Raw genomic sequence first — 22,118 nt, 5'->3', positions numbered from 1 at the left:
AGTCTGCCCGTGACGTCCCGGCAACGCCTGCCCGGCACCATGGGCGGGTGAGCACCCCCGTCGGCGACCCCGATCCCGCCCTGGCCGCCTGGCACGACCTGCTGCGCGCCGCCGTCGCCGAAGAGCTGCCGGCCGCGGTCGCGCTGCGGCACGCCCTGCACGCCGACCCGCGCCGCTCCGGCGACGAGGCCGACACCACGTCCGCCGTGGTCGCCGCGCTGGGCGCGGGGGAGGGTCGGCAGGTCGCCGGGACGGGCCGACTGGTCCGGATCGGCACCACCACCGGGCCCACCGTCGCGCTGCGTGCCGAGCTCGACGGGCTGGTCGTCACCGAGACCACCGCGGTGGAGTGGGCGGCCACCGGGCCGGTCATGCACGCCTGCGGGCACGACGCGCACCTGGCCGGGCTGGTCGCCGTCTGCCGCGCGGTCGCCCGCGTCGGCGGACCGGCCCCGCTGCTGGCCCTGCTGCAGCCGCGGGAGGAGGGCGCGCCCTCGGGGGCCCGGGACGTCGTGGCGTCCGGGCTGCTGGCCGAGGAGCAGGTGGTCGCCATCGTCGCCGCGCACGTGCAGCCCCAGCTCGCCGACGGCGTGGTCAACGCGACCCCCGGCCCGGTCAACGCGGCCACCGACGAGTTCACCGTCACCGTCACCGGGCACGGCGGGCACGGCGGCTACCCGCACACCACCGCCGACCCGGTGCTCGCCCTGGCCGCCGTGGTGGTCGCGCTGCAGCAGCTGGTGAGCCGCCGGGTCGACCCCACCGTGGGCGCCGTCCTGGCGGTCACCCAGCTGGACGCGGGCAGCAGCTTCAACGTCGTCCCCGACACCGCCCGGGCCCGCGGTGGCCTGCGGGTGATGCGGGAGAGCGACCGCACGATGCTGCTGCAGGCGCTCGGCGACGTCGCAGAGCACACCGCCGCCGCGTACGGGTGCACCGCCGTCGTGCACAGCGAGAGCAACGAGCCGGTGCTCGCCAACGACCCCGACCTCGCCCGGGCCACGCTGCCCTGGCTGGCCCGCGCCGGGGTCGAGGTGGACGACTCCTGGCGGTCCTTCGGCGCCGACGACTTCAGCCACTACTGCGCCGACGCCCGCGGCCTGATGCTCTTCCTGGGGGTCGACGGCGGTGCGCCGGACGCCGCCGGACGTCGTCCGGGCCTGCACTCGCCGCGCTTCCTGCCCGGGGAGGACGCCGTCGCCCGGGTCGCCGAGGCGCTGCTGGCCGGGTACCTGGCCGGGGCGGGCCGGCTCGGCCCGGTCGAGCCCCCGCGTGCCGGTCGCCGCCTAGCCTGACCCGGTGCCGGCCCACTCCCACTCCCACGGACCCACGGACGACGCCCCGCCGACCGAGCAGGTGCTCGCCCGCCGCCGGCGGGCGACCTGGCTGATGCTGCTGGTGCTCGTGCCGGTCGCGCTGGCCACCGTCGTCGGGCTGATCGCGCTGTGGCCCTCGGGCGGTGAGACCCGGGCCGGGCAGACCGCCCAGCAGTACCTGCCCAGCGGGAGCACCACGCTGGCCGACGCGCGGGTGGTGTCGCTGCAGACCTACGACTGCTCCACCGGGGCGGTCGAGGGCCAGACGCTCACCTGCGCCACCGCGGTGGTGGAGGTCGTGGAGGGCGAGGGCACCGGGGAGTACGTCTCGATCGAGCTGTCCGCCGACGTGGTCGCCTACGGCATCGAGGAGGGCGAGACGATCGTGGTCGCCCGGTCCGCCGACACGGGCGACGGCCAGGCCAGCTACACGTTCAACGACTTCGCCCGGGGCGCGCCGATCATCACCCTGGCGCTGGGGTTCGTGCTGGTGGTGGCCGCGGTCGCCCGGCTGCGCGGCATCGCCGCCCTCGTCGGGCTGGCGTTTTCGTTCTTCGTGCTGCTGAAGTTCGTGCTGCCGGGGATCCTCGGTGAGAGCTCCCCGACGCTGGTCACCCTGGTGGGCAGTTCGGCGATCATGTTCGTCGTCCTCTACCTGGCGCACGGCTTCAGCGCCCGGACGACGACGGCGCTGATCGGCACCCTGTTCGGGCTGACGCTGGTCGCGGTCATGGGGGCGCTGGCGGTGTCGGCGGCCAAGCTGACCGGGCTGTCGAGCGAGGAGACGGTGCAGCTGTCCACCTTCGACCCGACGCTGGACTTCTCCGGGCTGGTGCTGGCCGGCATCACCGTGGCCGGGCTCGGCGTGCTCAACGACGTCACCATCACCCAGGCCTCGGCGATCTGGCAGCTGCACGAGGTCGACCCGACGCTCACCTGGGCGCAGCTGTTCGCCCGCGGGATGAGCGTGGGCCGCGACCACATCGCCTCCACGATCTACACGATCGTCTTCGCCTACGCCGGGGCCGCGCTCCCGCTGCTGCTGCTCTTCGAGATCTACGACCGGCCGCTGTGGGACGTCGTCACCGGCACCGAGGTGGGCGAGGAGGTCATCCGGACGCTGGTCGGCGCCATCGCGCTGGTCCTCGCCGTCCCGGTGACGACGGCGGTCGGCGCGTTCTTCGCCAAGGCCGCGGGCAACCGGCCCGCGCCGACGCTGCTCACCCGGTTCGCCCGGTGACCTGCACCGAGGAGCTGCTGGCCCTGGCGGTCGCGGCACCGGGGTTCATGCCCGAGGACGAGGGGCGGGCGCTGTACGCGGCGGCCCGCTCGGTCGCGGTGCCCGGGCCGCTGCTGGAGATCGGCAGCTGGATGGGCAAGTCCGCGCTCTACCTGGCAGCCGCGGCCGCCGAGACCGGGCGGGTCGTCGTCACCGTGGACCACCACCGCGGCTCGGAGGAGCACCAGCCCGGCTGGGAGTACCACCAGCCCGAGCTGGTCGACCCGGCCGTCGACGAGCTGGACACGCTGCCCTCCTTCCGCCGCACCGTGCACCCGGCCGAGGACCTGGTGGTCGCCGTCGTCGCCCGGTCGGAGACCCTCGCCCCGCTGTGGGCGGCTCCCCTGGCGCTGCTGTTCCTGGACGGCAGCCACACCGAGGAGTCCGCCCGCCGCGACCAGGACGCCTGGGTCGAGAAGCTCGCCGTCGGCGGCACGCTCGCCGTGCACGACGTCTTCCCCGACCCCGCCGACGGCGGCCAGGCGCCCTTCGGCGTCTACACCCGGGTGCTGGCCTCGGGGGAGTTCACCGAGCTGCCCGGCACCGGTTCGCTGCGGCTGCTGCGCCGGGACGCGTGACCCTCGCCGTCGAGCTGCTCGGGCCGGTCCTCGTCCGGGTCGACGGCGTCCCCGCCGACCTCGGGGTCCGGGCGCGGGCGCTGCTGGCCCGGCTGGCGCTGGACCCCGGCCGGGTGGTCTCGATCGACGCGCTGGTCGAGGCGCTCTGGGACGGCGCCCCGCCGGCCGCCCCGGCCAACGCCCTGCAGGCCGTGGTGTCCCGGGTGCGCCGGGCCGTGCCCGGGGTACCGCTGCGGGCCCAGCCGCCGGGCTACCTGATCGACCTGCCCCGGGACGCCGTCGACGCCTGCCGGTTCGAGGACCTGGTCGCCACCGACCCCGTCGCCGCCGAGGCGCTGTGGCGGGGCGAGCCGCTGGCCGACCTGCGTGACCTGGCCTTCACCGCCGCCCCGGCCGCCCGCTGGGGCGAGCTGCGGCTGGTCGGTGCCGAGGGCCGGCTCTCCGGCGCGGGAGCCGCGGAGCTGCCCGAGCTCGACCGGCTCGTCATCGAGCACCCCCTCCGCGAGGCACTGGTCGCCCTGCGGGTCCGGGCCCTGCACCGGGCCGGCCGGACGGCGGACGCGCTGGCCGCGTACGAGCAGGCCCGGCGGCGGCTGGCCGACGAGCTCGGGACCGACCCCGGACCGGCGCTGCAGGCCGCCCAGCTGGCCGTGCTCCGGGACGAGACCCCGGAGCGCCCTGTCCTGCGCACGGCGCTCACCAGCTTCCGCGGCCGGGCCGCAGAGCTTGACCTGGTCGCCGACCGGCTCGACCGCGGGCGCCTGGTCACCCTGCTGGGCCCCGGCGGTGCGGGCAAGACCCGGCTGGCCCAGGAGGTCGCCCGGCAGCGGGAGTCCGCGACCCAGGACGGGGTCTGGTGGGTCGAGCTGGCCCCGCTCGGGGAGCCGCGCCAGCTGCCCGCCGCCGTCCTCACCGCCGTGGGGCAGCGGGGGTCCACCACGCTGGAGCGGGTGCCCACCGTGGTCGAGACCGGGGTGCGGCTGCGCGAGGTGCTCGCCGCCCGGCGGGGGCTGCTGGTGCTGGACAACTGCGAGCACCTCGTCGACGCCGTGGCCCGGCTGACCGACGAGCTGCTGGGCGCCTGCCCCGGCCTCGTCGTGCTCACCACGAGCCGGGAGGCCCTCGGCATCCCGGGGGAGGCGCTGGTGCCGGTGGGGCCCCTGTCGGTGCCGGCGGCCGACGACCCGCGGGCCGCCGACTCCGACGTCGTCCGGCTGTTCACCGACCGGGCGGTCGCCGCCAGCCCCGGGTTCGCGGTGACCGCGGGCACCCTGCCGCTCGTGCTCGAGGTGTGCCGGCGGCTGGACGGCATGCCGCTGGCCCTGGAGCTGGCCGCGGCCCGGCTGCGCACGCTGGGCCTGGCCCAGATCGCCGCCCGGCTCGACGACCGCTTCGCGCTGCTGACCGGGGGCAGCCGGGTGGCGCTGCCTCGCCAGCAGACCCTGCGGGCGGTGGTCGAGTGGAGCTGGGAGGCCCTGCGTCCGGCCGAGCAGGCCGTCGGGCGGCGGCTGTCGGTGCCCGCGGACGGGGTGACGCTCGAGGCCGCGGAGGCCGTCTGCGGCGACCCCGACGTGCTCGACGCGATCGCCGGGCTGGTGGAGAAGTCGCTGCTGACCGCGGTGCCCGAGGGGGACGGCGTCCGGTACCGGATGCTGGAGACGGTGCGGGCCTACGGCGCCGAACAGCTGGACGCCGCAGGCGAGCGCGCGGCGGCCGAGGCCGCGCACTCCGCCTGGTGCCGGGCCCTGTTGGACCGGCTGGACCCGCTGCTGCGCGGCCCGGGGCAGCTCGACGCCCTGCGCGAGCTGCGTGCCGAGCACGACGGGCTGCTGGCCGCACTGCAGCGCGAGGTCTCCGCGGGCCGCGGGGACGAGGCCGTGCACCTGGCCGGCCGGCTGGCCTGGTTCTGGCTGCTGTCCGGGCAGCAGGTCGCCGCCGCCCGGCAGCTGGCCGAGGTGGCCCGGCTGCCGTCGTCACCCACCCCGCTGCGCACGGTCTGCCTGACCTTCGCGGCGCTGGCCGCCGCCGACGAGCTCGGCTGGGACGGTGCGCGGGGCGCGTTGACCGAGGTCGTCGCCTTCCCCGACGAGCTCGGCGCAGCCGCGGACGAACCGGTCGCCGCGGTCAGCTGGGCCCTGGCCTCGGTGTTCCTCGGTCGGCCGGAGGGGCTGGACCGTCCGGCCGCGCACCCCGACCCGTGGGTGCGGGCCGTCGTCCGCGCCGCGGTCGGGATGGCCGCGGAGAACGACGGGCGCTACGACACCCTGGGTGAGGACCTGCAGGCCGCCCGGTCGGCCTTCCACGAGCTGGGCGACCGCTGGGGGATGTCGGTCACCGCGGCCGCGCTGGGTCAGATCGCCGCCCAGGACGGCGACCTGGCCCGGGCGAGGGAACTGGTGACGGAGGCGTTGCGCTGCTCCGACGAGCTGGGCACCTCCGACGACTCGCCCATGCTCCGGGTGCGGCTGGCCCTGCTGCGCGCCGCGGCCGGTGAGCTGGCCGGCGCCGGGGCGGACCTGGACGAGGTCCTGGTGCCCCTGGCCCGGACCGGGGGCACCGGGCTCGCCTACGCCGAGGCGGCCCGGGCGCAGGTGGCGCTGCTGGCCGACGACCTCGAGCGGGCCGACCGGACCAGCCGCGCGGCGGTGGGCCGGCTCGCCGAGGCGGCGGGCGCGGGCCTGGACCAGATCGGTGCGCTCGTGCGGACCGTGCGGGCCCAGGTGCTGGCCGGCCGGGGCGCCGTGGCCGAGGCCGAGGAGCTCCTGGCGCAGGCGCAGCAGGGGGCGGCACAGAGCGCAGGAGACATCCCGGTGCTGGCGACCGTGCTGGTCGGCCGCGCGGTGGTGGCCGAGGCCGCCGGGGAGCCGGCGGCCTCGGCCCGGCTGCTCGGACTGGCCGAGGCGGTGCGCGGCCGGGCCGACCGCGGGGACCCGGCCGCCGCGGCGCTGCGGGTCCGGCTCGCCACGGCGCTGGGCGCGGCCACCGCGGGGGCGGGGGAGGCCGCCGGGGTGGCCGTGGGCCGGGCGGCCGCGCTGGACGAGGTCGGGGCGGTGCTGGTCAGCCCGCGCGGGCTCTGACCTCCAGCGCGATCTGGTCGGCGTCCAGCTCGGCCAGCGCTGCGGTCAGCACGGCGGACTCCAGCCGGCCCAGGTCGCGCTCGTCGAGCAGGGCGGCCCGCTGGGCGTCGAGGACGGCCACCGGGTCGGTCGTGCCGGCGGCCGCGTCGTCCAGCCGGGCCCGGACGACGTCCCACTGGGCGGGGTCGGCGACGGTGGCGTGGCCGGGCAGCAGCCGCCGGACCACCCACGGCAGGGTCGCGCCCTGCAGCAGCAACGACCCCACCGCGACCGCGACGGCCACCAGCAGCAGCAGCGGACGGGCGGGGGTCTCCGCGGGCAGCGTCTGGGCGGCGGCCAGGGTGATCGCACCGCGCATCCCCGCCCACACCACGACGGCGCCCTGCCGGGCGTCCAGGGGGTGCGCGAGCAGGTGGTCGAGGTCGGCGAGGGCGCGGGCGCCCCGGGAGCGGAACTGCGCGACCTGCCGCTCGGTGGGGGTGCGCCGGGGCTTGCGGTGGCCCACCTCCTCGCCGGCGTGCAACCGGGCGAACACCTCCCGGCGCTGCTCGGCGCGGCCGGTCCGGGTGCGTTGGCCGAGGAGCAGCAGGCTCACGTAGACCGCCCGGACGACGACGGTGAGCAGCAGGGCGCCGGCGGCGATGCCCAGCGCGGTCCCGACGCCGGCGTGGTCGGCCTGCACGTCGCGGACGATCCCGACCAGCTGCAGGCCCATGAGCAGGAAGACCGCCCCCTCGAGCAGCATCTCGACGCATCCCCAGTTCTGCGCGTCGGACAGCCGGGCGCCGGGGGAGAGCACCCGCGGGGCGCGCCAGCCGGTGGTCAGCCCGGCCAGGACGGCGGCCACCAGCCCGGACGCGCCGGCCAGCTCGGCGGGGATCGCAGCGACGAACGGGACGGCGAAGGACAGCGCCGTGGTGGCCGGGACCTCGTGCAGCCGGGACCGCACCCAGAGCCCGACCCGGCCGACCAGCACGCCGATCAGCGCGGCGCCGGCGACGGCCCAGACGAACCGGCCGGCCACGCCCCACAGCGAGACCCCGGTGGCCGCTGCGGCGATCGCGGCCCGCAGCACGACGAGGGCGGTGGCGTCGTTGAGCAGCCCCTCGCCGTCCAGGATCGTCACGGCGCGGGCGGGGACGCCGAGCCGGCGGGCGATCGAGGTGGCGACGGCGTCGGTGGGGCTGACCACCGCACCCAGCGCCACACCCCAGGCGAGCCCGAGCCCGGGGACCACCAGGGCGAAGAAGCCACCGAGGGCGAACGAGCTCAGCACGACCAGGACGACCGACAGGCCGCTGACGGCGGACAGCTCGCGGCGCAGGTCCATGGCCGGGACCGAGACGGCCGCGGAGTAGAGCAGCGGGGGGAGCAGGCCGGCGAGCACCCACTCGGGCTCGACCTCGACCGCCGGGAACCCCGGGACCAGGCTGGCCACCACCCCGGCCCCCACCAGCAGCAGCGGGGCGGCGACCCCGAGGCGCTCGCCGAGGGCCGAGGCGGCCACGACGACGAGCACCGCGAGGACCGCGAGGGCGAGGGTGGTGGTCAGCGGGTCCATGTCGTCGGCTCGCTCAGACGCGCCGGCGGTAGGCGCGCATGGCCAGCGGCACGAAGACCACCAGCAGCAGGGCCGACCAGCCGGCGGTCCAGGCCAGCGGCTCGGCGACCGGGCCGCCCAGCAGCAGCCCGCGGACGGTGTCGATGACGTGGGTGACCGGGTTGTTGCGGGTGAAGGCGGCCAGCCAGCCGGGCAGCGTGTCGGCCGAGACCAGCGCCGTGCTGCCGAAGGTGAGCGGGAAGGTGGCCAGGAAGCCGACGCCCTGCACCGCGCCGGCGGAGCGGACGGTGAGCCCGATCCAGACGAACACCCAGGACAGGCACATCGCGAAGCCGATCGCGACCACCACGGCCAGGGCGGCCGCGGGCAGGCCCTGCGTCGTCCGGAAGCCCAGCAGGGCGGTGAACGCCAGCAGCACGGTGATCGCGGTGACGAACCGGACGACGTCGGCCAGCACCGCGCCGACCAGCGGCGCCGACCGGGCGATCGGCAGGCTGCGGAAGCGGTCGAAGACGCCCTTGGTGATGTCGTTGTTCAGCGCGACGCCGATGCCGCCGGTGGCGAACATCAGGGTCTGCACGAGGATGCCGGGCACCAGGTAGGTGAGGTAGTCCCGCCAGTCGCCGGCGATCGCGCCGCCGAAGACGAACACGAACAGCACCGTGAAGATGATCGGCTGGAGGCTGACGTCCATCAGCGCCTCGGGCTGGTGGCGGATCTTCACCACGTTGCGCCAGGCGAGGGTGAGCGCCTGCTGGACGGCGGGCAGCCGGGGGGTCGAGGCGATCTCGGGGACGTCGAAGCGGGGGGCGGGTCGGGTGGCGGTGGTCATGCCACGGCCTCCTTCTCGGGGGTGTCGGACTGGGTGGCGTGCCCGGTGAGGGCGAGGAAGACCTCGTCGAGGCTGGGGAGGCGGACGGCGAGCTCGGAGAGCCCGACGCCCTGGGTGGTGAGCAGGTCGAGCACGGTGCCCAGCAGGGCCTCGTTGCGGACCGGGACCGAGGCGGTGCCGTGTCCGTCGAGGGCCGGGGTGGCGCCGGTGACCTGCTCGAGGACGGCGAGCACGGTCGGGGTGTCGGCCCGGTCGCGGGGGCGCACGGTGAGGGTCTGCGCGCCGGTGCGGTGCTTGAGCTCGTCGCTGGTGCCGTGGGCGACGACCCGGCCGGTGTCGAAGACGACGATGTCGTCGGCGAGCTCGTCGGCCTCCTCGAGGTACTGGGTGGTCAGCAGCACCGACGTGCCGTCGGTGACCAGGCGGCGGACGACGTCCCACACCTCGGTGCGGCTACGTGGGTCCAGGCCGGTGGTGGGCTCGTCGAGGAAGAGCACCTGCGGGCGGCCGACGAGGCTGGCGGCGAGGTCCAGGCGCCGGCGCATGCCGCCGGAGTAGGTCTTGGCGGAGCGGTCGGCGGCGTCGGACAGGCTGAAGCCGGCGAGCAGCTCGGCCGCGCGGGCCTTGGCGGCCGGGCGGGACATGCCGAGCAGCCGACCGATCATGGCGACGTTCTGGGCGCCGGTGAGGTCCTCGTCGACCGAGGCGTACTGCCCGGTGAGCCCGATCCGGCGGCGGACCTCCTGCGGCTGGGTGCGGACGTCGAAGCCCGCGACCCGGGCGCTGCCGGCATCGGCCCGCAGGAGGGTGGAGAGCACCCGGACGGCAGTGGTCTTGCCCGCGCCGTTGGGGCCCAGCACGCCGAGCACCGTGCCGGCCGGGACGGTGAGGTCGACCCCGTCCAGGGCCTTCGTGCTGCCGTAGCTGAGGGTGAGGCCCTCGGCCTCGATGGTGTGCGTCATGGTGCCCACCGTCGGCCCCGCCACTGACGTCGCGGTGACGGGGCGCTGACGTGGGCTGACGGGTCGCCGGGTGGGTGTCGGCCGGGGAAGGTGTGGGGGTGTTCCCGAGACGCCCTCCTGCTGAGCCCGTGACGCCGGAGCGGGCCGCCGAGCGCGCCGCGGTGAAGGCGGCCGTGGCCGCCCGGATCGGCGCGGAGTTCGGCGCCGCCCAGCTGGCTCGGACCCTGTCGCTCCCCGCGGAGCTGCTGGTGCCGGTGGTCCGGTTGGCAACGGGCCAGTCCGGGGTGGCGCTCGCTCCGGCGATCGTGGGCCAGCTCGACGCCGTGGTGGCGGGGCTGGTCGTCCGGGCGCTCCGGAGCCGGGGCCGCCCGCGCTCCGGTGACCCGGTCACGCTCGGCCTGCGCGCGGCGCTGCTCGCCGGTCTGGCTGCCTGCGTCCTGGGGCCGCTGGCGGCCGCGGGCACGTCGCGTGCGGTGGTGCTCCGGGACCGGTCGCCGCTGTGGGGGTACCTGGTGCAGGGGCTGCCGTCCCTGCCGGTGTCGGTGGCCATGGTCACCGCGCTGCTTCGGGAGATGCGGGCAGCCCGCGAGGAACACCGCCGGAGCACGGGCCTCGACTGAGGTCAGCCGAGCAGGCGGTCGAGGACGATCTCGCTGCCGTCGGGTCGGTACGTGCGCCAGCGCTCACCGGGTGGCGCCCCGTCGTCGCGGTGGACCCGGAACCCGTGGTGGACCTTCGTGTGGTGGCGTTCGCAGAGCAGCGCCGAGTTCTCCACGCTCGTGTCTCCACCGTCGCGGAGCCACTCGGCCAGGTGGTGNCGGAACCCGTGGTGGACCTTCGTGTGGTGGCGTTCGCAGAGCAGCGCCGAGTTCTCCACGCTCGTGTCTCCACCGTCGCGGAGCCACTCGGCCAGGTGGTGGACGTCGCACCAGTGGATGGGGGCGTGACAGCCCGCGAACACGCAGTGCCCGTCGCGTTGCTCCACGGCCCGGCGGATGTGCGGGGGCACGACCCGCTTGGTGCGGCCGACGTCGAGTGGCACCCCGTCGGGGCCCATCACGATCCGGGTGACCGCGGAGTCGCAGGCGATCCAGCGGGCCCTCGCGGCGGAGATGGTGGCCCCGAAGCCGGTGGTCGCGGTGTCGTGTCCGGTGGCGGGGTCGACCAGGTCCTCGAGGTCGATGGTGACCACGACCTGCGGCTTCACCGTGCGCAGGAACGGCAGGTCGCCGGCGGACAGGGTGTTGTCGGCCCACTGCACGAGGGCGTCGGCCTGCTGCTGGGCTCGGTTCCGCAGGTCCCCGAGGGGACGGTCGGCCTGCACGATCGACTCGATGACGGCCTGGACCTTCTCGAAGCCCACGGCCTCGAGGTCGAAGCGGCCGGACCCGGAGCCGTTGGCGTGCCGGGTCATGGTGAAGCGGCGCTCCTCGGTCGGGTCGGGCTCCGGGCCGTCGGGGTCCAGGGTCGAGGTCGAAGCGGCCGGACCCGGAGCCGTTGGCGTGCCGGGTCATGGTGAAGCGGCGCTCCTCGGTCGGGTCGGGCTCCGGGCCGTCGGGGTCCAGGGCGTTGCGGAACGCGTTCACCGCAGTGGCGAGCTTCGCGTGCGGCAGCGTCCGCGCGACCTCGGTCCACGCCTCGTCGAACGCGTCCAGGTCGACGTCCTGCTCGGCGGCCGCCGCGATGTCGCACGGCCTCAGTGCGTCGGCGACCACCCCGACCTGGGCGGCGGTGACCGCTCCCTCGGCAAACGCCGCCTCCAACCGTGGCAGGTGCTCCAACACCCGACCGGCCTTCACCACTGCAGCGGCTGCCCCGGTCGAGAAGTGGTGGTGCCCGCGCAGCAACGACTGCATCGTCCTCAGCCCGTCGTGCTCGGCAGCCCCGACCACGTCGGCGTGCCGCACGGTGCGGGTCAGCTCCGCGCTCAGCCGGTTGATCGACTGCACCAGATCCGCCGTCCGGTCCAGCAGCTGACCGTCCGCCAACCCGTGCAGATCGTCGGCCGCGAGGGCGTCGACGGCGGACTGCAGTTCGCTCACGACACCCCCAGGCTGTTCGATCAGGTGTTCGAAGTCTACCGCACTGGCAGTCTCCCGACCAGACGAAACCCCAGCTCAGAGCCCATGTCCCTCCGTTGTCGGGCACGTGCGCACCGCGGCGGAGGACGATGGTGCGGTGACAGCTCTCGAGGACGTGCTCGCCCAGGCCCGGGCCGCCACCCAGGCCCAGATCGAGGCGCTCACCGCCGAGTACGCCGCCGTCGTGGAGGCCTCCCGCGGGGACAACGCCGACGACGAGCACGACCCCGAGGGCGCCACCATCGGCTTCGAACGCGCCCAGCTCGGTGCGGTGCTGGCCCAGGCGACGTCCCGGCTGGCCGAGCTGGACGCTGCCACCGCCCGCGTCGCCGCCGGCAGCTACGGCCGCTGCGAGGTCTGTGGTCGCCCGATCGGCGACGCCCGCCTGGCCGCCCGCCCCGCCGCCCGCACCTGCATCGACCACGCCTGAGGCGGGCGTCCCCGCCCTAGGCTGTGGGCATGACGCGTCGGGTGCAGACCCTCGTCGCAGCCCGCCGGGCGTGATCCTCCCCGGGGTCCGCGACCCGCGGTTGGTCACCGTCCGGCGCGGCGGCACGCTGACCGACGCCGATCACCACCTGCTCGCGCTGTGGGCTGCCGACTGCGCCGAGCACGTGCTCCCGCTGTTCGAGACCGAGAGCCCACAGGACATGAGGCCGCGCGCAGCGATCGAGGCGGCCCGGGCCTGGACCCGTGGCGAGCTGCCGATGATGCAGGCCCGCGCCGCCGGTGGGCACGCGATGGGCGCCGCCCGGGACCTGCGCGGGGCTGCCCGGCACGCGGCGTACGCAGCAGGTCAGGCCGGTGCCGTCGCGCACGTCGCCGAGCACGACCTCGGCGCCGCCGCCTACGCGATCAAGGCCGTACAGGCGGCCGACGGCCCGGACGCAGGGGAGCAGGAGTGCCACTGGCAGCGCGACCGGCTCCCCGACGCCGTCCGGCAGCTCGTGCTGGAGGACCAGCGAGCCCGCAACGCGATCTGCTGGTCGGTCTTCGACGCGTGACCGTCGAGGAGCTCCGGGCCGCACTCGTCCGCGCGGGCGGGGCGGCCGTCCCGACGTGCCTGGCGCTCCTCGACGACGCGACCACGCGCGTCGACGGGGCCGACCGGCCTGCGACGACCACGGCACACGTGGCGACGATCTACCGGCGCCGTGCGTCGCACGTGGCGCGCATCGGCCTGCCGACGCTCGGCTTCGACGAGGCGGCGCAGCAGCTGACCGCCACCGAGCACCGGACCCTCCGGCTGATCGGCATCGAGGCGGCCGGGGGTCACCCCTCGTGCGTCGTGTTCCTCGCCCCCGACGAGCCGACCGTGATCGCCAGCCTCGCGGTCCTCGGTCCGGTGCCACCGGCCTAGAGCCGCTGCGCGACCCCCACCAGCACGAACACCAGCACCCCCGCGCCGGTGATCCGCCGGAACGGGTTCACCCCGCGGAGCAGCTCGTCGGCGGCCCACCACAGGATCGCGGTCCGGGTGCCGACGTACAGGGCGAGACCCCACGGGCCGTCGTCGGCGACGAACGACGCGATCACGGTGAGCACCAGGAACACCAGGATCGCGACGTTGGGCCACTGGCCCAGCACCCACCGGCGGTCCGGGTCGGTGCGGTCGACGAACAGCCAGTCGAGGGCGCCCCGCACCCGGCTCAGCGGTGCTCCCCGACGACCTGACCGGGGCGCGCGGGGTCGGTGAACAGGCGGGCCCCGGGGGTCGCCCCGGACAGCGCGTCGGCCGCCAGGACCACCGCGGCCGCCGTCCACGTCGTCCGCTCGACCGGCCAGCGGGCGTCGTCGGCGTAGACGTAGCCGGTCCAGTAACCCCCGTCGTCGTCCCGCAGGTGCTGCATCGCGGCGAGCTGCTCGATCCCGGCGTCCCGCTGCCCGGCCGCGGCCAACGCGATCGCCAGCTCGCAGGTCTCCGCCCCGGTCACCCACGGCCGGTCGGCCACGCACCGCACGCCGAGCCCGGGGACGACGAAGGCGTCCCAGCTCCCAGCCAGCCGGGCCCGGGCGGCCGGCCCGGTCAGCGCCCCACCGAGCACCGGGTAGTACCAGTCCATCGAGAACCGCGACCGGTCGGCGAAGGCGTCCGGTCGGTCGGTGAGCGCCGTCTGCAGGTCCGCCGCGGCGAGGTCCCAGTGCGGCTGCGGCTCGTCGCGGTCCCCGGCGATCGCGATCCCGCAGCGCAGGGCCTGAAGCAGGCTGGCGTTGCCGGTGAGCAGCGCGGTGTCGTCGGGCGTGTCGTCGGGGCGCAGTGCCCAGCCGATCCCGCCGGTGGGCAGCTGCATCGCCGTCACCAGGTCCAGCGCCCGCCGCACGTGCGGCCACCAGCGCTCCTGGGCCCGCTCGTCCCCGGTGACCAGCCCGTGGTGCCGCACGCCGACGGCGAGGTAGCCGGCGTGGTTGCTCTCCACCCCGGGCGCGGTGACCGCGCCGTCGCGCCACTCCGCGGGGAAGCCCCCGGTCGCGCCCTGCCGGTCGCACAGCCAGTCCAGCGCGGCCGCGGCCCGGTCGTGCTCACCGCCCACGGCCAGCGCCATCGCGGCCTCGACGGAGTCCCAGGCGTCCAGCTGACCGCCCCGCCACCAGGGCAGCATCCCGTCCGCGGACTGCTCGGCGGCGATCGCCGCCACCGTGGCCGCGACCTGGCCGGCGTCCAGCACGCCGGGCACCTCGGGGAGGTCGCTCACGCGGGCTTGTCGGCGTAGACGACCAGGCTCTTGCCGATCACCGGGTCCAGCAGCCGCTCCGCCGTCCGGGTCGCCCACGGGCGCTTCGTCAGGTCCCACACCAGGAGGCGGTGGTAGGCGCGGACGACGGCGGTGTCCCGCTCCACGCCGACCGCGCACTTGAGCCACCAGTACGGCGCGTGCAGGGAGTGCGCGTGGTGGCTGCCACCGGGCACCAGCCCGGCCGCCCGCAGCCGGGCCCGCACGGTCTCGGCCCGGTAGACCCGGATGTGGCCGCCCTCGTTGGCGTGGTACTCGTCGCTCAGCGCCCAGCAGACCCGCTCCGGCCCGTACCGGGGCACGGTCACCGCGACCCGCCCGCCGGGCTTGAGCACCCGGGCGATCTCGGCGAAGGCCGTCGCGTCGTCGGGGATGTGCTCGAGCACCTCCGAGGCCATCACCCGGTCCACGCTGGCGTCGGGCACCGGCAGGTGCAGAAGGTCACCGCGCACCGCCGTGGCCACGGCCCCGGCCGGCGCCTCGCCGGCCGCGTCGATGGCCCCGAGCCAGGTCTGTGTCGTCGTCACCTCGGACGTGCCCCAGTCCAGCGCCACCACCGTCGCGCCCCGCCGGTAGGCCTCGAAGGCGTGCCGGCCCTCGCCGCACCCCAGGTCGAGGACGGTGTGCCCGGCCCGCACGTCGAGCCGGTCGTAGTCGACGGTCAGCACCGGGCCAGCACCTCCTCGTACCAGGCGGCGGTCGCCACGGCGGTCGCCCGCCACGTGTAGTTCTCCAGCACCCGGGCCCGGCCGGCGGTGCCCAGGTGCCGCTGGAGCGCCGGGTCGTCGAGCACCCGGGCCAGCGCGGCCGCGAGCGCGTCGACGTCCCCGGCCGGGACCTGCACGGCGGCGTCCCCGACGACCTCGGGCAGCGCACCGGCATCGGTCGCGACCAGCGGCGTGCCGCAGGCCATCGCCTCGATCGCCGGCAGCGAGAAGCCCTCGTACAGCGAGGGGACGGCGGCCACCGTGGCCGACTGCAGCACCTCGACGAGCTCGGCCTGGGGGAGCGGACCGGTGAACCGGACCGCGTCGGCCAGCCCCAGCCGGTCGACCGCCACCGCGGCCAGCCCGCCCGGCTTCGCCGAGCCGACGACGGTGAGCCGCAGCTCGCGCTCGGTGCGCAGCTTGGCGACCGCCTCCAGCAGCGGCACGAGGCCCTTGAGCGGGGCGTCGGCGCTGGTGGTGACCACGACGTGCGCGTCGTCCCGCGGCCGGTCGACCGGGGTGAACACGTCGGGGTCGATGCCCACCGGGATGACCTCCACCCGCTCGGGGGCCAGCCCCAGGTGGGTGCCGATGTCGGTGCGGCTGTTGGTCGACACGGTCGTGACGCCGTCGAGCCGCCGGGCGACCTTGGCCTGCATGCCGGTGAAGGCGTACCAGCGGCGCAGCGTGACCCGGCGGCGCAGCGACTTCGCCGCGTCGAGCTCGAGCCGGCGGTCGATGGCGACCGGGTGGTGCACGGTGGCCACGGTCGGCAGCCCGGTGCGCAGGAGCCCCCACCCCAGCGACTGGTTGTCGTGCGCGAGGTCGAACTCGTGCCGGCGGGCGCGCAGCATCCGGGCCGCGCGCAGCGAGAAGGTCAGCGGCTCGGGGAAGGCCGCGGTGCACATCGCGGCGTACTCGGCGACGTCGACCCAGTCGCGGAACTCCCGCCAGTGCGGGGTGCGGAACGGGTCGGGTTCCCGGTAGAGGTCCAGGCTCGGCAGCTTCGTCAGCGGCACCCCGTCGTCCAGCTCGGGCCAGGGCTGCCCGCTGACGACCTCGACCCGGTGGCCCAGCTCGCGGAGCTCCCGGGACAACGCCCGGACGTACACGCCCTGCCCGCCGCTGTGCGGCTTGGAGCGGTAGGACAGGAGTGCGATGCGCAGCGACCGTCCCATGCGGCGGACTGTAACGAGCGGGTGCGACGGTCTCCGTGCGCGCAGCGGCCCCGAACCCTTACCGTCGGGAGATGCGTCGCACCCTGTTCCTCCCGCTCGCCGCTGCCGCCTCCGCCTCCCTGCTGCTGGCCGGCTGCGGGACGACGTCGCAGGCCGACTCCGCCGCGTCCGTCTCGGTGCAGCCGGCCGCCGCCACCGACGCCGCCGCCGAGCTCGCCGACGGTCTGCTGCCCGCTGACGAGTTCGCCCCCGGCGCCGAGGTCACCCCGGTGACCGCCGGTCAGCTGCAGGAGGCGCTCGGTTCCGCGCAGGGCCAGGCCGCCGGGGTCGACCCCGGCTCGGTGACGGTCACCCCCGACACGTGCGTCACCGCCGTGCAGGCCGCCGTCTCCGCCCTCGGGGACCCCGCCGCCGTCACCGACGCCGCCGGACAGGTCGCCCGTGCCGGCTTCGCCGCGACCGCCGAGCTCCTGACCGTCGGCGGGCCCGCCGACACGGTCGTCGGCACGCTGACCGACGCGGTCGCCGCCTGCCCCACGGCCACGATCACCACGCCGATGGGCGACGCCGTGGTCACCTTCGGCGCCGTCACCACCCCCGACCTCGGCGACGCCGCGGCCGTCGTCCCGGTGACGGCCACGCTCACCCAGGCCGGTGGCACCCCGATGACCGGGGCGGCGCTGCTCGGCGTCGTCTCCGACGGGGACCGCGTGCTGACCCTGGTCCGCGGCGGGCTCGGCACCACCGACGCCGCCGCGTTCGACGAGCTGCTCGCGACTGCGGTGGGTCACGCCGCCGACACGCTGGGCTGACCCGGGAGCGCGGTTCGAGACGGGCCGTGATCGGATGTCGCGCGTGATCACCCTGCGCCGCGCCCGTCTGTCCCGGACCCCGCTGGTCCCCGCCACCGGTCTGTCGACCGCGCTCGTGCTCGCCGGTTGCGGCAGCACGGAGGAGGGCTCCGCCTCCCCGGCGTCCTCGGACTCCTCGTCCGCGGCGTCGACCTCGGAGTCCGAGGAGTCCGCCGCCCCGGTGGACCTCACGGCGGGGCTGCTCCCCGCCGACGCCTTCGGGGCCGACGCCACCGTCGCCCCGCTCAGCGAGGAGGAGCTGGCCGCCGGCGCCGCGCTCGCCGCCGACACCGAGGGCCTCACCATCACCCCGGAGTCCTGTGCCGCCGCCGTGCAGGACAGCCAGCCCGGCCTCGAGGACTTCGACGACTTCGCGGCGCAGAGCGCCCAGTCCGCGTCCTCGATCGTCGTGCAGCTGCTCACCTCGGGCGGCTCGGTCGAGGACCCCGTCGGTGACCTCGCCTCCGCCGCCGAGACCTGCCCCGAGGCCACCATCACCTCCCCGGAGATCGGCACCGCCACCGTCAGCTTCACCGCCGTCGACGTGCCCGACCTCGGGGACGGGTCGGCCGCGGTCAGCTACACCACCACGGTGACCGGGCCGGACGGCACGGCCATCTCCATCCCGGCGCTGGTCGGCATCGTCTCCGACGGCGACCGGCTCCTCACCCTGACCAGCACCAGCCTGGGCGGCACCGTCGACGAGGCCTCGTTCGGGCCGCTCCTGCAGCAGGCCTACGAGTACTAGGCCGACGCACTCGACTGACCCCGGCACCACCCCGACAGGGCCGTCCCCCGGAGCACACCGGGGGGCGGCCCTGCTCGTCGTCGTCCACATCCGGGGGGTCGATCCCCAGGGGCGGCACCGGACGGCCCGGCGGCCCCGGTCGCGGCCAGGCTGCCGACATGGACCACGACCTCCCGCCCCCCGACCGTCCCTGCGTCCAGGTCAGCGCCGGCCCCGGCATCGCCGCCGCACTGCCCCAGCTCCTGGGGTTCGCCCCCGAGGAGTCGCTGGTCGTCGTCGCGCTCGGCGGGGACCGGCGGGTGGGTCTCACGCTGCGCGTGGACCTGCCTCCTCCCGGTCGCGAACGGGCGCTGGCCGACGAGCTGGTCGACGCGCTGCGTCCCGGGCGGCCCACCGCGGCGGTCGTGCTGGTGGTCACCGAGGACCCCGACGAGCCGTGGCCGGTCCTGCAGGGGTCGACACTGCCGAGGCTCGCTCTCCTGCACGAGGTGACCGCCGCGCTGGTGCGCGCCGGCATCCGGGTGACCGAGAGGCTGCTGGTGCGCGGGGGACGCTGCTGGGACTACGACGACCCCGCGGACGGCGCCGGACGGACGCTGCCCAGCGGGACCAGCGCCCTGGCCGCGGCGAGCGCCTACGCCGGGCAGGTGACCGCCCCCGACCGGGCCGCCCTCGTGGCCCGGACCGCCCGCGTCTCCGGGCCGGCCGCCGCGGCGGCGGTCCGGGTCTGCGCCCGGATCGGGGCCGGTCACGCGGCCCGGCTGTCTCAGGTGGGGTGGGAGCAGTGGGCAGAGGAGTCCTGGGCGTCGGTGCTCACCGCCCTGGAGCTGTGCCGCCCCGGCAGCCGGACGCAGCCGGACGACGAGGCGCTGGCCCGGGTCGCGTGGGCGGTCGGGGACACCGAGCTGCGCGGCCGCGCGCTGACCCTCGGGCTCGGGGAGGACGCCGCAGCGGCCGAGACGCTGTGGACCGAGGTCCTCCGCCGGGTCCCCGCCCCGCTGGACGTCGCCCCGGCCACCCTGCTCGCGGTGACGGCGTGGAGCCGCGGTGACGGCACCACCGCCTCGATCGCCCTGGACCGGGCCCTGGACGGGCAGCCCGGCCACCCGTTCGCGCTGACGCTCCGGGCGGCGCTGGCCGCGGCTCTGCCCCCGCACGACCTCCGCCGCTTCCTCGCCGGGCTGGACGCCACGGACCACCGGCCCGTCGCCGAGGGGCGACGAGCCGGGTGAGCGATCAGGGCGTGGAGGGGTCAGAGCAGCGCAGGACGCTCCCAGTCCGCACCGAGCACGTGCTCGGCCAGGAACGCCAGCACCGTCTCGTACCAGACCACCGCGTTCCCTGGGGTGAGCACCCAGTGGTTCTCGTCCGGGAAGTAGAGGAACTTCGAGGGCACCCCGCGCTTCTGCAGGTCGTACCAGAGCCGCAGGCCCTCACCGATCGGCACCCGGTAGTCCTTGTCGCCGTGGATCACCAGCATCGGCGTGGTGATCGCGTCGGCGTACCGGTGCGGGGAGTTCGCCTCGTAGCGGGCCGGCTCGGTGAGCGGGTCGCCGAACTCCTTCTCCCAGTAGTAGGAGGCGTCGGTGGCCCCGATGAAGCCGTCCAGGTGCCAGAGACTGGCGTGGGTGACGATCGCGTCGAACCGGTCGGTCTGGGTGGCGACCCAGTTGGCCATGTAGCCGCCGAACGAGCCGCCCATCGCCGCCGTCCGGGTGCCGTCGACCTCGGGCAGCTCCACCGCGGCGTCCACCGCGGTCATCAGGTCGGTGTACGGCGCGGCCCCCCAGTTGCCCCACCCGCGGCGGACGAAGTCCTGACCGAAGCCCTGGGACAGCGCCGGGTTGGGCAGCAGCACCGCGTAGCCGCGGGCGGCCAGCACCCACGGCGTCCACCGCCACGACCAGCCGTTCCAGCTCATCAGCGGCCCGCCGTGGATCCACAGCACCAGCGGGGCGGGCTGCTCGGCTGCAGCACCTTCGGGCAGCACGAGCCAGGACTGGACCTCGGCACCGTCGGCCGCGGTGGCCCGCAGCTCACGCAGGGTGCCCGGGTAGGCAGCGATCGTGCCCGGGTTGGGCAGCGGGTCGGGCTGCTGGTCGGTCGCGGTGGGGTCCAGCCGCACCGGCACCGGCGGGGAGTCGTAGGCCGAGCGCAGCGCGTAGAGCGCCGACCCGTCTTTCGCCACCTGCAGGTCGCTGTACGCGCCGTCCCGGGTCAGCCGCACCGGGGCCTCGCCCTCGACCACGCGGAACAGCGCGTGCCGGCCGTCCTCGTCGGCGAGGAAGTACACGGCCTCGCCCGCGGCGTCGAACTGCGGCGCCGACGGCCACCGGTCGAAGCCCGCCGTCAGGTCGGTGCTGGTCCCGGCGGCGACGTCGACGAGCAGCAGCGTGTAGTCCGGCGGCAGCTCCTGGGTGGTGACGCTCTCGCGGACCGCGACCACGCGGGTGGAGTCCGGCGACCAGGACGCCCCGGACACGTCGGCGGCCGGGTCGTCGACCAGCACGCGGGTCTCCCCGGACGCGGTGTCGGTGACCACGAGACGGTTCCGCCACGACGCGGCGCCGTCGGGCACCTCCTCGCTGCGGGCCACCCAGCGGCCGTCGGGGGAGAGCGCGACGTCGCTGCCGGCCCCGTTCGGGGGCCCGGCGTCCGGGGTGAGGTCACGCCAGGTGGGTGCGTCGGCCCCCTCGGCCGGCAGGGCGTCGAGTAAGAACACGTGCGGCACCGTCGGTCCCAGGTCGTGGTCCCAGTACCGCACCGGGTAGGCCTCGTGCAGGATCGCCGACACCCCGGCGTCCTTCCGGGCGGTCCGGCGGGCGTCGTCGTCCTCGGCGTCCGCGGTGCCCGGGGTCGTGGAGGCGACCACGACGACGGCGCCGGTGTCGGCGGCCACGTCGACGCCGGACACCCCGTTCTTCCGGCCGAGCACCAACCGGGCCTCGCCGCCCTCGGCGGGCAGGGTCCACAGCGCGGGCTTGGGCTCCCCGGCGTCCTTGCCGGCGTCGGGGTCCGGGCGGGCCGAGGTGAACAGCAACGAACCGTCGGGGGCGAACACCGGGCCGGACTCGCCGGGGCTGCTGCGGGTCAGCCGTCGGGCGTCGGCCCGTCCGGTCGGGTCGAGCTCCCACAGTGCCGACTGCCAGGTCTTCCGGTCGGCGGCCAGCGTCGCGACCGAGGTGACCAGCCGGGAGCCGTCCGGCGACAGGGCCAACCCGCCCAGCCGCGGCAGCGCGACGAAGTCGGACAGCCGGTGGAAGGGGGTGGGTGCGGGCTCCGGCTGGTCAGCCGTGTGGTCGGTCATGCCGCCCAGCCTAGTGACCCGGTCGTGAGCCCGGCGAACGAAATCGGGGCGTCCGGCCGGGCCCGGGGCTCAGCCGGCGGAGACCGGCTCCTCCACCTCGGCGGGGCTGACGAACACGTGCTGGGCGACCCCGGGGGCCAACACCTCTCCGTCGATGGCCACCTGGCCGCCGACCAGCGAGGCCGTCACGGTGCTGCCCGGGCGGACGCCCTGGTCGGCCAGGGAGCGGAGCAGGTCGGCGTCCTCCTGCAGCTGCTCGGAGATCCGGCGCACCACCACCGGGGCGCCCTCGGGGGTGGCCGAGGTGGAGAGCAGGGTCAGCGCGTCCTGCGAGGGCGTCGCAGCGCCGCCGAGGGCGTCCAGGCCGGGGATGGGGTTGCCGAACGGCGACACGTGCGGGTTGCCCAGCAGCGTCAGCAGCTTGCGCTCCACGGCCTCGCTCATCACGTGCTCCCAGCGGCAGGCCTCCTCGTGCACGTCGGCGTAGTCCAGACCGATCACGTCCACGAGCAGGCACTCGGCCAGCCGGTGCTTGCGCATCACCGCGGTGGCCAGCGCGCGGCCCTCCGGGGACAGCTGCAGGTGGCGGTCGCCCTCGACGGAGAGCAGTCCGTCGCGCTCCATCCGGGCCACCGTCTGGCTCACGGTGGGGCCGCTCTGGTGCAGGCGCTCGGCGATGCGGGCGCGGAGGGGGGTGATCCCCTCCTCCTCGAGCTCGAAGACGGTGCGGAGGTACATCTCGGTGGTGTCGATGAGGTCGTTCACAGCAGCAGGCTCCTCCGTCGGGGTCTGCCCCGACTCTACGGGGGCCGCGCCATCCCGGGCAGCCGCGCGAGGCGGCGCGCGACGCCCCCGACCCCGGTAGCGTCCGGTCGGTGATGAGGCGATGAGGCCGACCGCTGGGAACGA

General features: G+C 76.1%; 21 protein-coding genes. 11 read left to right on the top strand and 10 right to left on the bottom strand.

Annotated features, from left to right (window positions below; translation table 11 throughout):
• The first annotated feature begins 47 nt into the window (after positions 1 to 47).
• The 4 genes from ASG36_RS17905 to ASG36_RS17890 are packed head-to-tail and all read left to right on the top strand — an operon-like array spanning position 48 to position 6,250.
• Positions 48 to 1,295, top strand: coding sequence for a M20 family metallopeptidase (locus tag ASG36_RS17905; RefSeq protein WP_157498921.1), 1,248 nt, complete (start codon positions 48 to 50; stop codon positions 1,293 to 1,295).
• Positions 1,296 to 1,299: 4 nt separating this feature from the next.
• Positions 1,300 to 2,556 carry a YibE/F family protein gene (locus ASG36_RS17900; protein ID WP_055767080.1) on the top strand — a complete coding sequence of 419 codons (1,257 nt, stop codon included), beginning with the start codon at positions 1,300 to 1,302 and terminating at the stop codon, positions 2,554 to 2,556.
• Positions 2,553 to 3,173 (top strand): class I SAM-dependent methyltransferase, encoded by a 621-nt coding sequence (locus ASG36_RS17895; protein ID WP_235495214.1) that lies wholly within the window; start codon positions 2,553 to 2,555, stop codon positions 3,171 to 3,173. The genes ASG36_RS17900 and ASG36_RS17895 overlap by 4 nt, the downstream gene beginning before the upstream one ends.
• Positions 3,170 to 6,250, top strand: coding sequence for a BTAD domain-containing putative transcriptional regulator (locus ASG36_RS17890; protein ID WP_082523258.1), 3,081 nt, complete (start codon positions 3,170 to 3,172; stop codon positions 6,248 to 6,250). The genes ASG36_RS17895 and ASG36_RS17890 overlap by 4 nt, the downstream gene beginning before the upstream one ends.
• Here ASG36_RS17890 and ASG36_RS17885 read toward each other — a convergent pair.
• Genes ASG36_RS17885 through ASG36_RS17875 form a run of 3 tightly spaced genes read right to left on the bottom strand, consistent with a single transcriptional unit; the run spans position 6,231 to position 9,605 of the window.
• Positions 6,231 to 7,811 carry a sodium:proton antiporter gene (locus ASG36_RS17885; RefSeq protein WP_055767078.1) on the bottom strand — a complete coding sequence of 527 codons (1,581 nt, stop codon included), beginning with the start codon at positions 7,809 to 7,811 and terminating at the stop codon, positions 6,231 to 6,233. The two genes, ASG36_RS17890 and ASG36_RS17885, sit on opposite strands and share 20 nt — an antisense overlap.
• Positions 7,812 to 7,824: 13 nt before the next feature.
• A complete protein-coding gene (locus ASG36_RS17880) occupies positions 7,825 to 8,643 on the bottom strand; it encodes an ABC transporter permease (protein ID WP_055767075.1) in 819 nt (272 codons plus the stop codon).
• Positions 8,640 to 9,605, bottom strand: a complete 966-nt coding sequence (locus tag ASG36_RS17875) for an ATP-binding cassette domain-containing protein (protein ID WP_055767841.1) — start codon at positions 9,603 to 9,605, stop codon at positions 8,640 to 8,642. Before ASG36_RS17875 ends, ASG36_RS17880 begins: the two co-directional genes overlap by 4 nt.
• A gap of 128 nt (positions 9,606 to 9,733) precedes the next feature.
• Between ASG36_RS17875 and ASG36_RS17870 the strand changes: the two genes are divergently transcribed.
• On the top strand, positions 9,734 to 10,225 hold the full coding sequence (locus tag ASG36_RS17870; protein WP_055767072.1) for a hypothetical protein: 492 nt from the start codon (positions 9,734 to 9,736) through the stop codon (positions 10,223 to 10,225).
• 198 nt (positions 10,226 to 10,423) lie between these two features.
• Here ASG36_RS17870 and ASG36_RS21615 read toward each other — a convergent pair.
• On the bottom strand, positions 10,424 to 11,019 hold a 596-nt coding region (locus ASG36_RS21615; RefSeq protein WP_235495212.1), incomplete at its 3' end, for an HNH endonuclease signature motif containing protein.
• A gap of 764 nt (positions 11,020 to 11,783) precedes the next feature.
• Here ASG36_RS21615 and ASG36_RS17860 point away from each other — a divergent pair.
• The 3 genes from ASG36_RS17860 (at position 11,784) to ASG36_RS17850 (ending at position 13,046) form a co-directional block, all read left to right on the top strand.
• On the top strand, positions 11,784 to 12,116 hold the full coding sequence (locus ASG36_RS17860; RefSeq protein WP_055767068.1) for a TraR/DksA C4-type zinc finger protein: 333 nt from the start codon (positions 11,784 to 11,786) through the stop codon (positions 12,114 to 12,116).
• 70 nt (positions 12,117 to 12,186) lie between these two features.
• A complete protein-coding gene (locus ASG36_RS17855; protein WP_055767065.1) occupies positions 12,187 to 12,690 on the top strand; it encodes a putative immunity protein in 504 nt (167 codons plus the stop codon).
• The gene (locus ASG36_RS17850; RefSeq protein ID WP_055767062.1) at positions 12,687 to 13,046 is read left to right on the top strand and encodes a hypothetical protein; all 360 of its coding nucleotides are present in this window, start codon (positions 12,687 to 12,689) and stop codon (positions 13,044 to 13,046) included. The genes ASG36_RS17855 and ASG36_RS17850 overlap by 4 nt, the downstream gene beginning before the upstream one ends.
• Here the strand turns inward: ASG36_RS17850 and ASG36_RS17845 are convergent.
• From ASG36_RS17845 to ASG36_RS17830, 4 genes are read right to left on the bottom strand one after another with little or no spacing between them, the layout of a single operon-like run.
• Entirely contained in the window at positions 13,043 to 13,330 is a 288-nt protein-coding gene (locus ASG36_RS17845; RefSeq protein WP_055767061.1) for a hypothetical protein, read from the bottom strand. The genes ASG36_RS17850 and ASG36_RS17845 overlap by 4 nt on opposite strands.
• A gap of 5 nt (positions 13,331 to 13,335) precedes the next feature.
• On the bottom strand, positions 13,336 to 14,379 hold the full coding sequence (locus ASG36_RS17840; RefSeq protein WP_055767058.1) for a prenyltransferase: 1,044 nt from the start codon (positions 14,377 to 14,379) through the stop codon (positions 13,336 to 13,338).
• The gene (locus ASG36_RS17835; RefSeq protein ID WP_055767055.1) at positions 14,376 to 15,086 is read right to left on the bottom strand and encodes a class I SAM-dependent methyltransferase; all 711 of its coding nucleotides are present in this window, start codon (positions 15,084 to 15,086) and stop codon (positions 14,376 to 14,378) included. The genes ASG36_RS17840 and ASG36_RS17835 overlap by 4 nt, the downstream gene beginning before the upstream one ends.
• Positions 15,080 to 16,303, bottom strand: a complete 1,224-nt coding sequence (locus ASG36_RS17830) for a glycosyltransferase family 4 protein (protein ID WP_082523256.1) — start codon at positions 16,301 to 16,303, stop codon at positions 15,080 to 15,082. Before ASG36_RS17830 ends, ASG36_RS17835 begins: the two co-directional genes overlap by 7 nt.
• A gap of 71 nt (positions 16,304 to 16,374) precedes the next feature.
• Between ASG36_RS17830 and ASG36_RS17825 the strand changes: the two genes are divergently transcribed.
• The 3 genes from ASG36_RS17825 to ASG36_RS17815 all read left to right on the top strand — a co-directional run bounded on the left by ASG36_RS17825 (position 16,375) and on the right by ASG36_RS17815 (position 19,134).
• Complete coding sequence (locus tag ASG36_RS17825) at positions 16,375 to 17,115, top strand: hypothetical protein (RefSeq protein WP_055767053.1); 741 nt, start codon at positions 16,375 to 16,377, stop codon at positions 17,113 to 17,115.
• Between the two features lie 43 nt (positions 17,116 to 17,158).
• Positions 17,159 to 17,902 (top strand): hypothetical protein, encoded by a 744-nt coding sequence (locus tag ASG36_RS17820; RefSeq protein WP_055767050.1) that lies wholly within the window; start codon positions 17,159 to 17,161, stop codon positions 17,900 to 17,902.
• 158 nt (positions 17,903 to 18,060) lie between these two features.
• On the top strand, positions 18,061 to 19,134 hold the full coding sequence (locus ASG36_RS17815; protein WP_055767048.1) for a DUF4192 domain-containing protein: 1,074 nt from the start codon (positions 18,061 to 18,063) through the stop codon (positions 19,132 to 19,134).
• Between the two features lie 20 nt (positions 19,135 to 19,154).
• Here the strand turns inward: ASG36_RS17815 and ASG36_RS17810 are convergent, their stop codons facing one another.
• Together ASG36_RS17810 and ASG36_RS17805 are read right to left on the bottom strand one after the other, a co-directional pair.
• On the bottom strand, positions 19,155 to 21,209 hold the full coding sequence (locus ASG36_RS17810) for a S9 family peptidase (RefSeq protein WP_055767045.1): 2,055 nt from the start codon (positions 21,207 to 21,209) through the stop codon (positions 19,155 to 19,157).
• Positions 21,210 to 21,278: 69 nt separating this feature from the next.
• On the bottom strand, positions 21,279 to 21,974 hold the full coding sequence (locus ASG36_RS17805; RefSeq protein WP_055767042.1) for a metal-dependent transcriptional regulator: 696 nt from the start codon (positions 21,972 to 21,974) through the stop codon (positions 21,279 to 21,281).
• Between the last annotated feature and the right edge of the window lie 144 nt (positions 21,975 to 22,118).

It is taken from the genome of Geodermatophilus sp. Leaf369, assembly GCF_001424455.1.
In the GTDB taxonomy this organism is placed as follows: domain Bacteria; phylum Actinomycetota; class Actinomycetes; order Mycobacteriales; family Geodermatophilaceae; genus Klenkia.
This window is presented reverse-complemented; position numbering and strand designations above follow the sequence as displayed.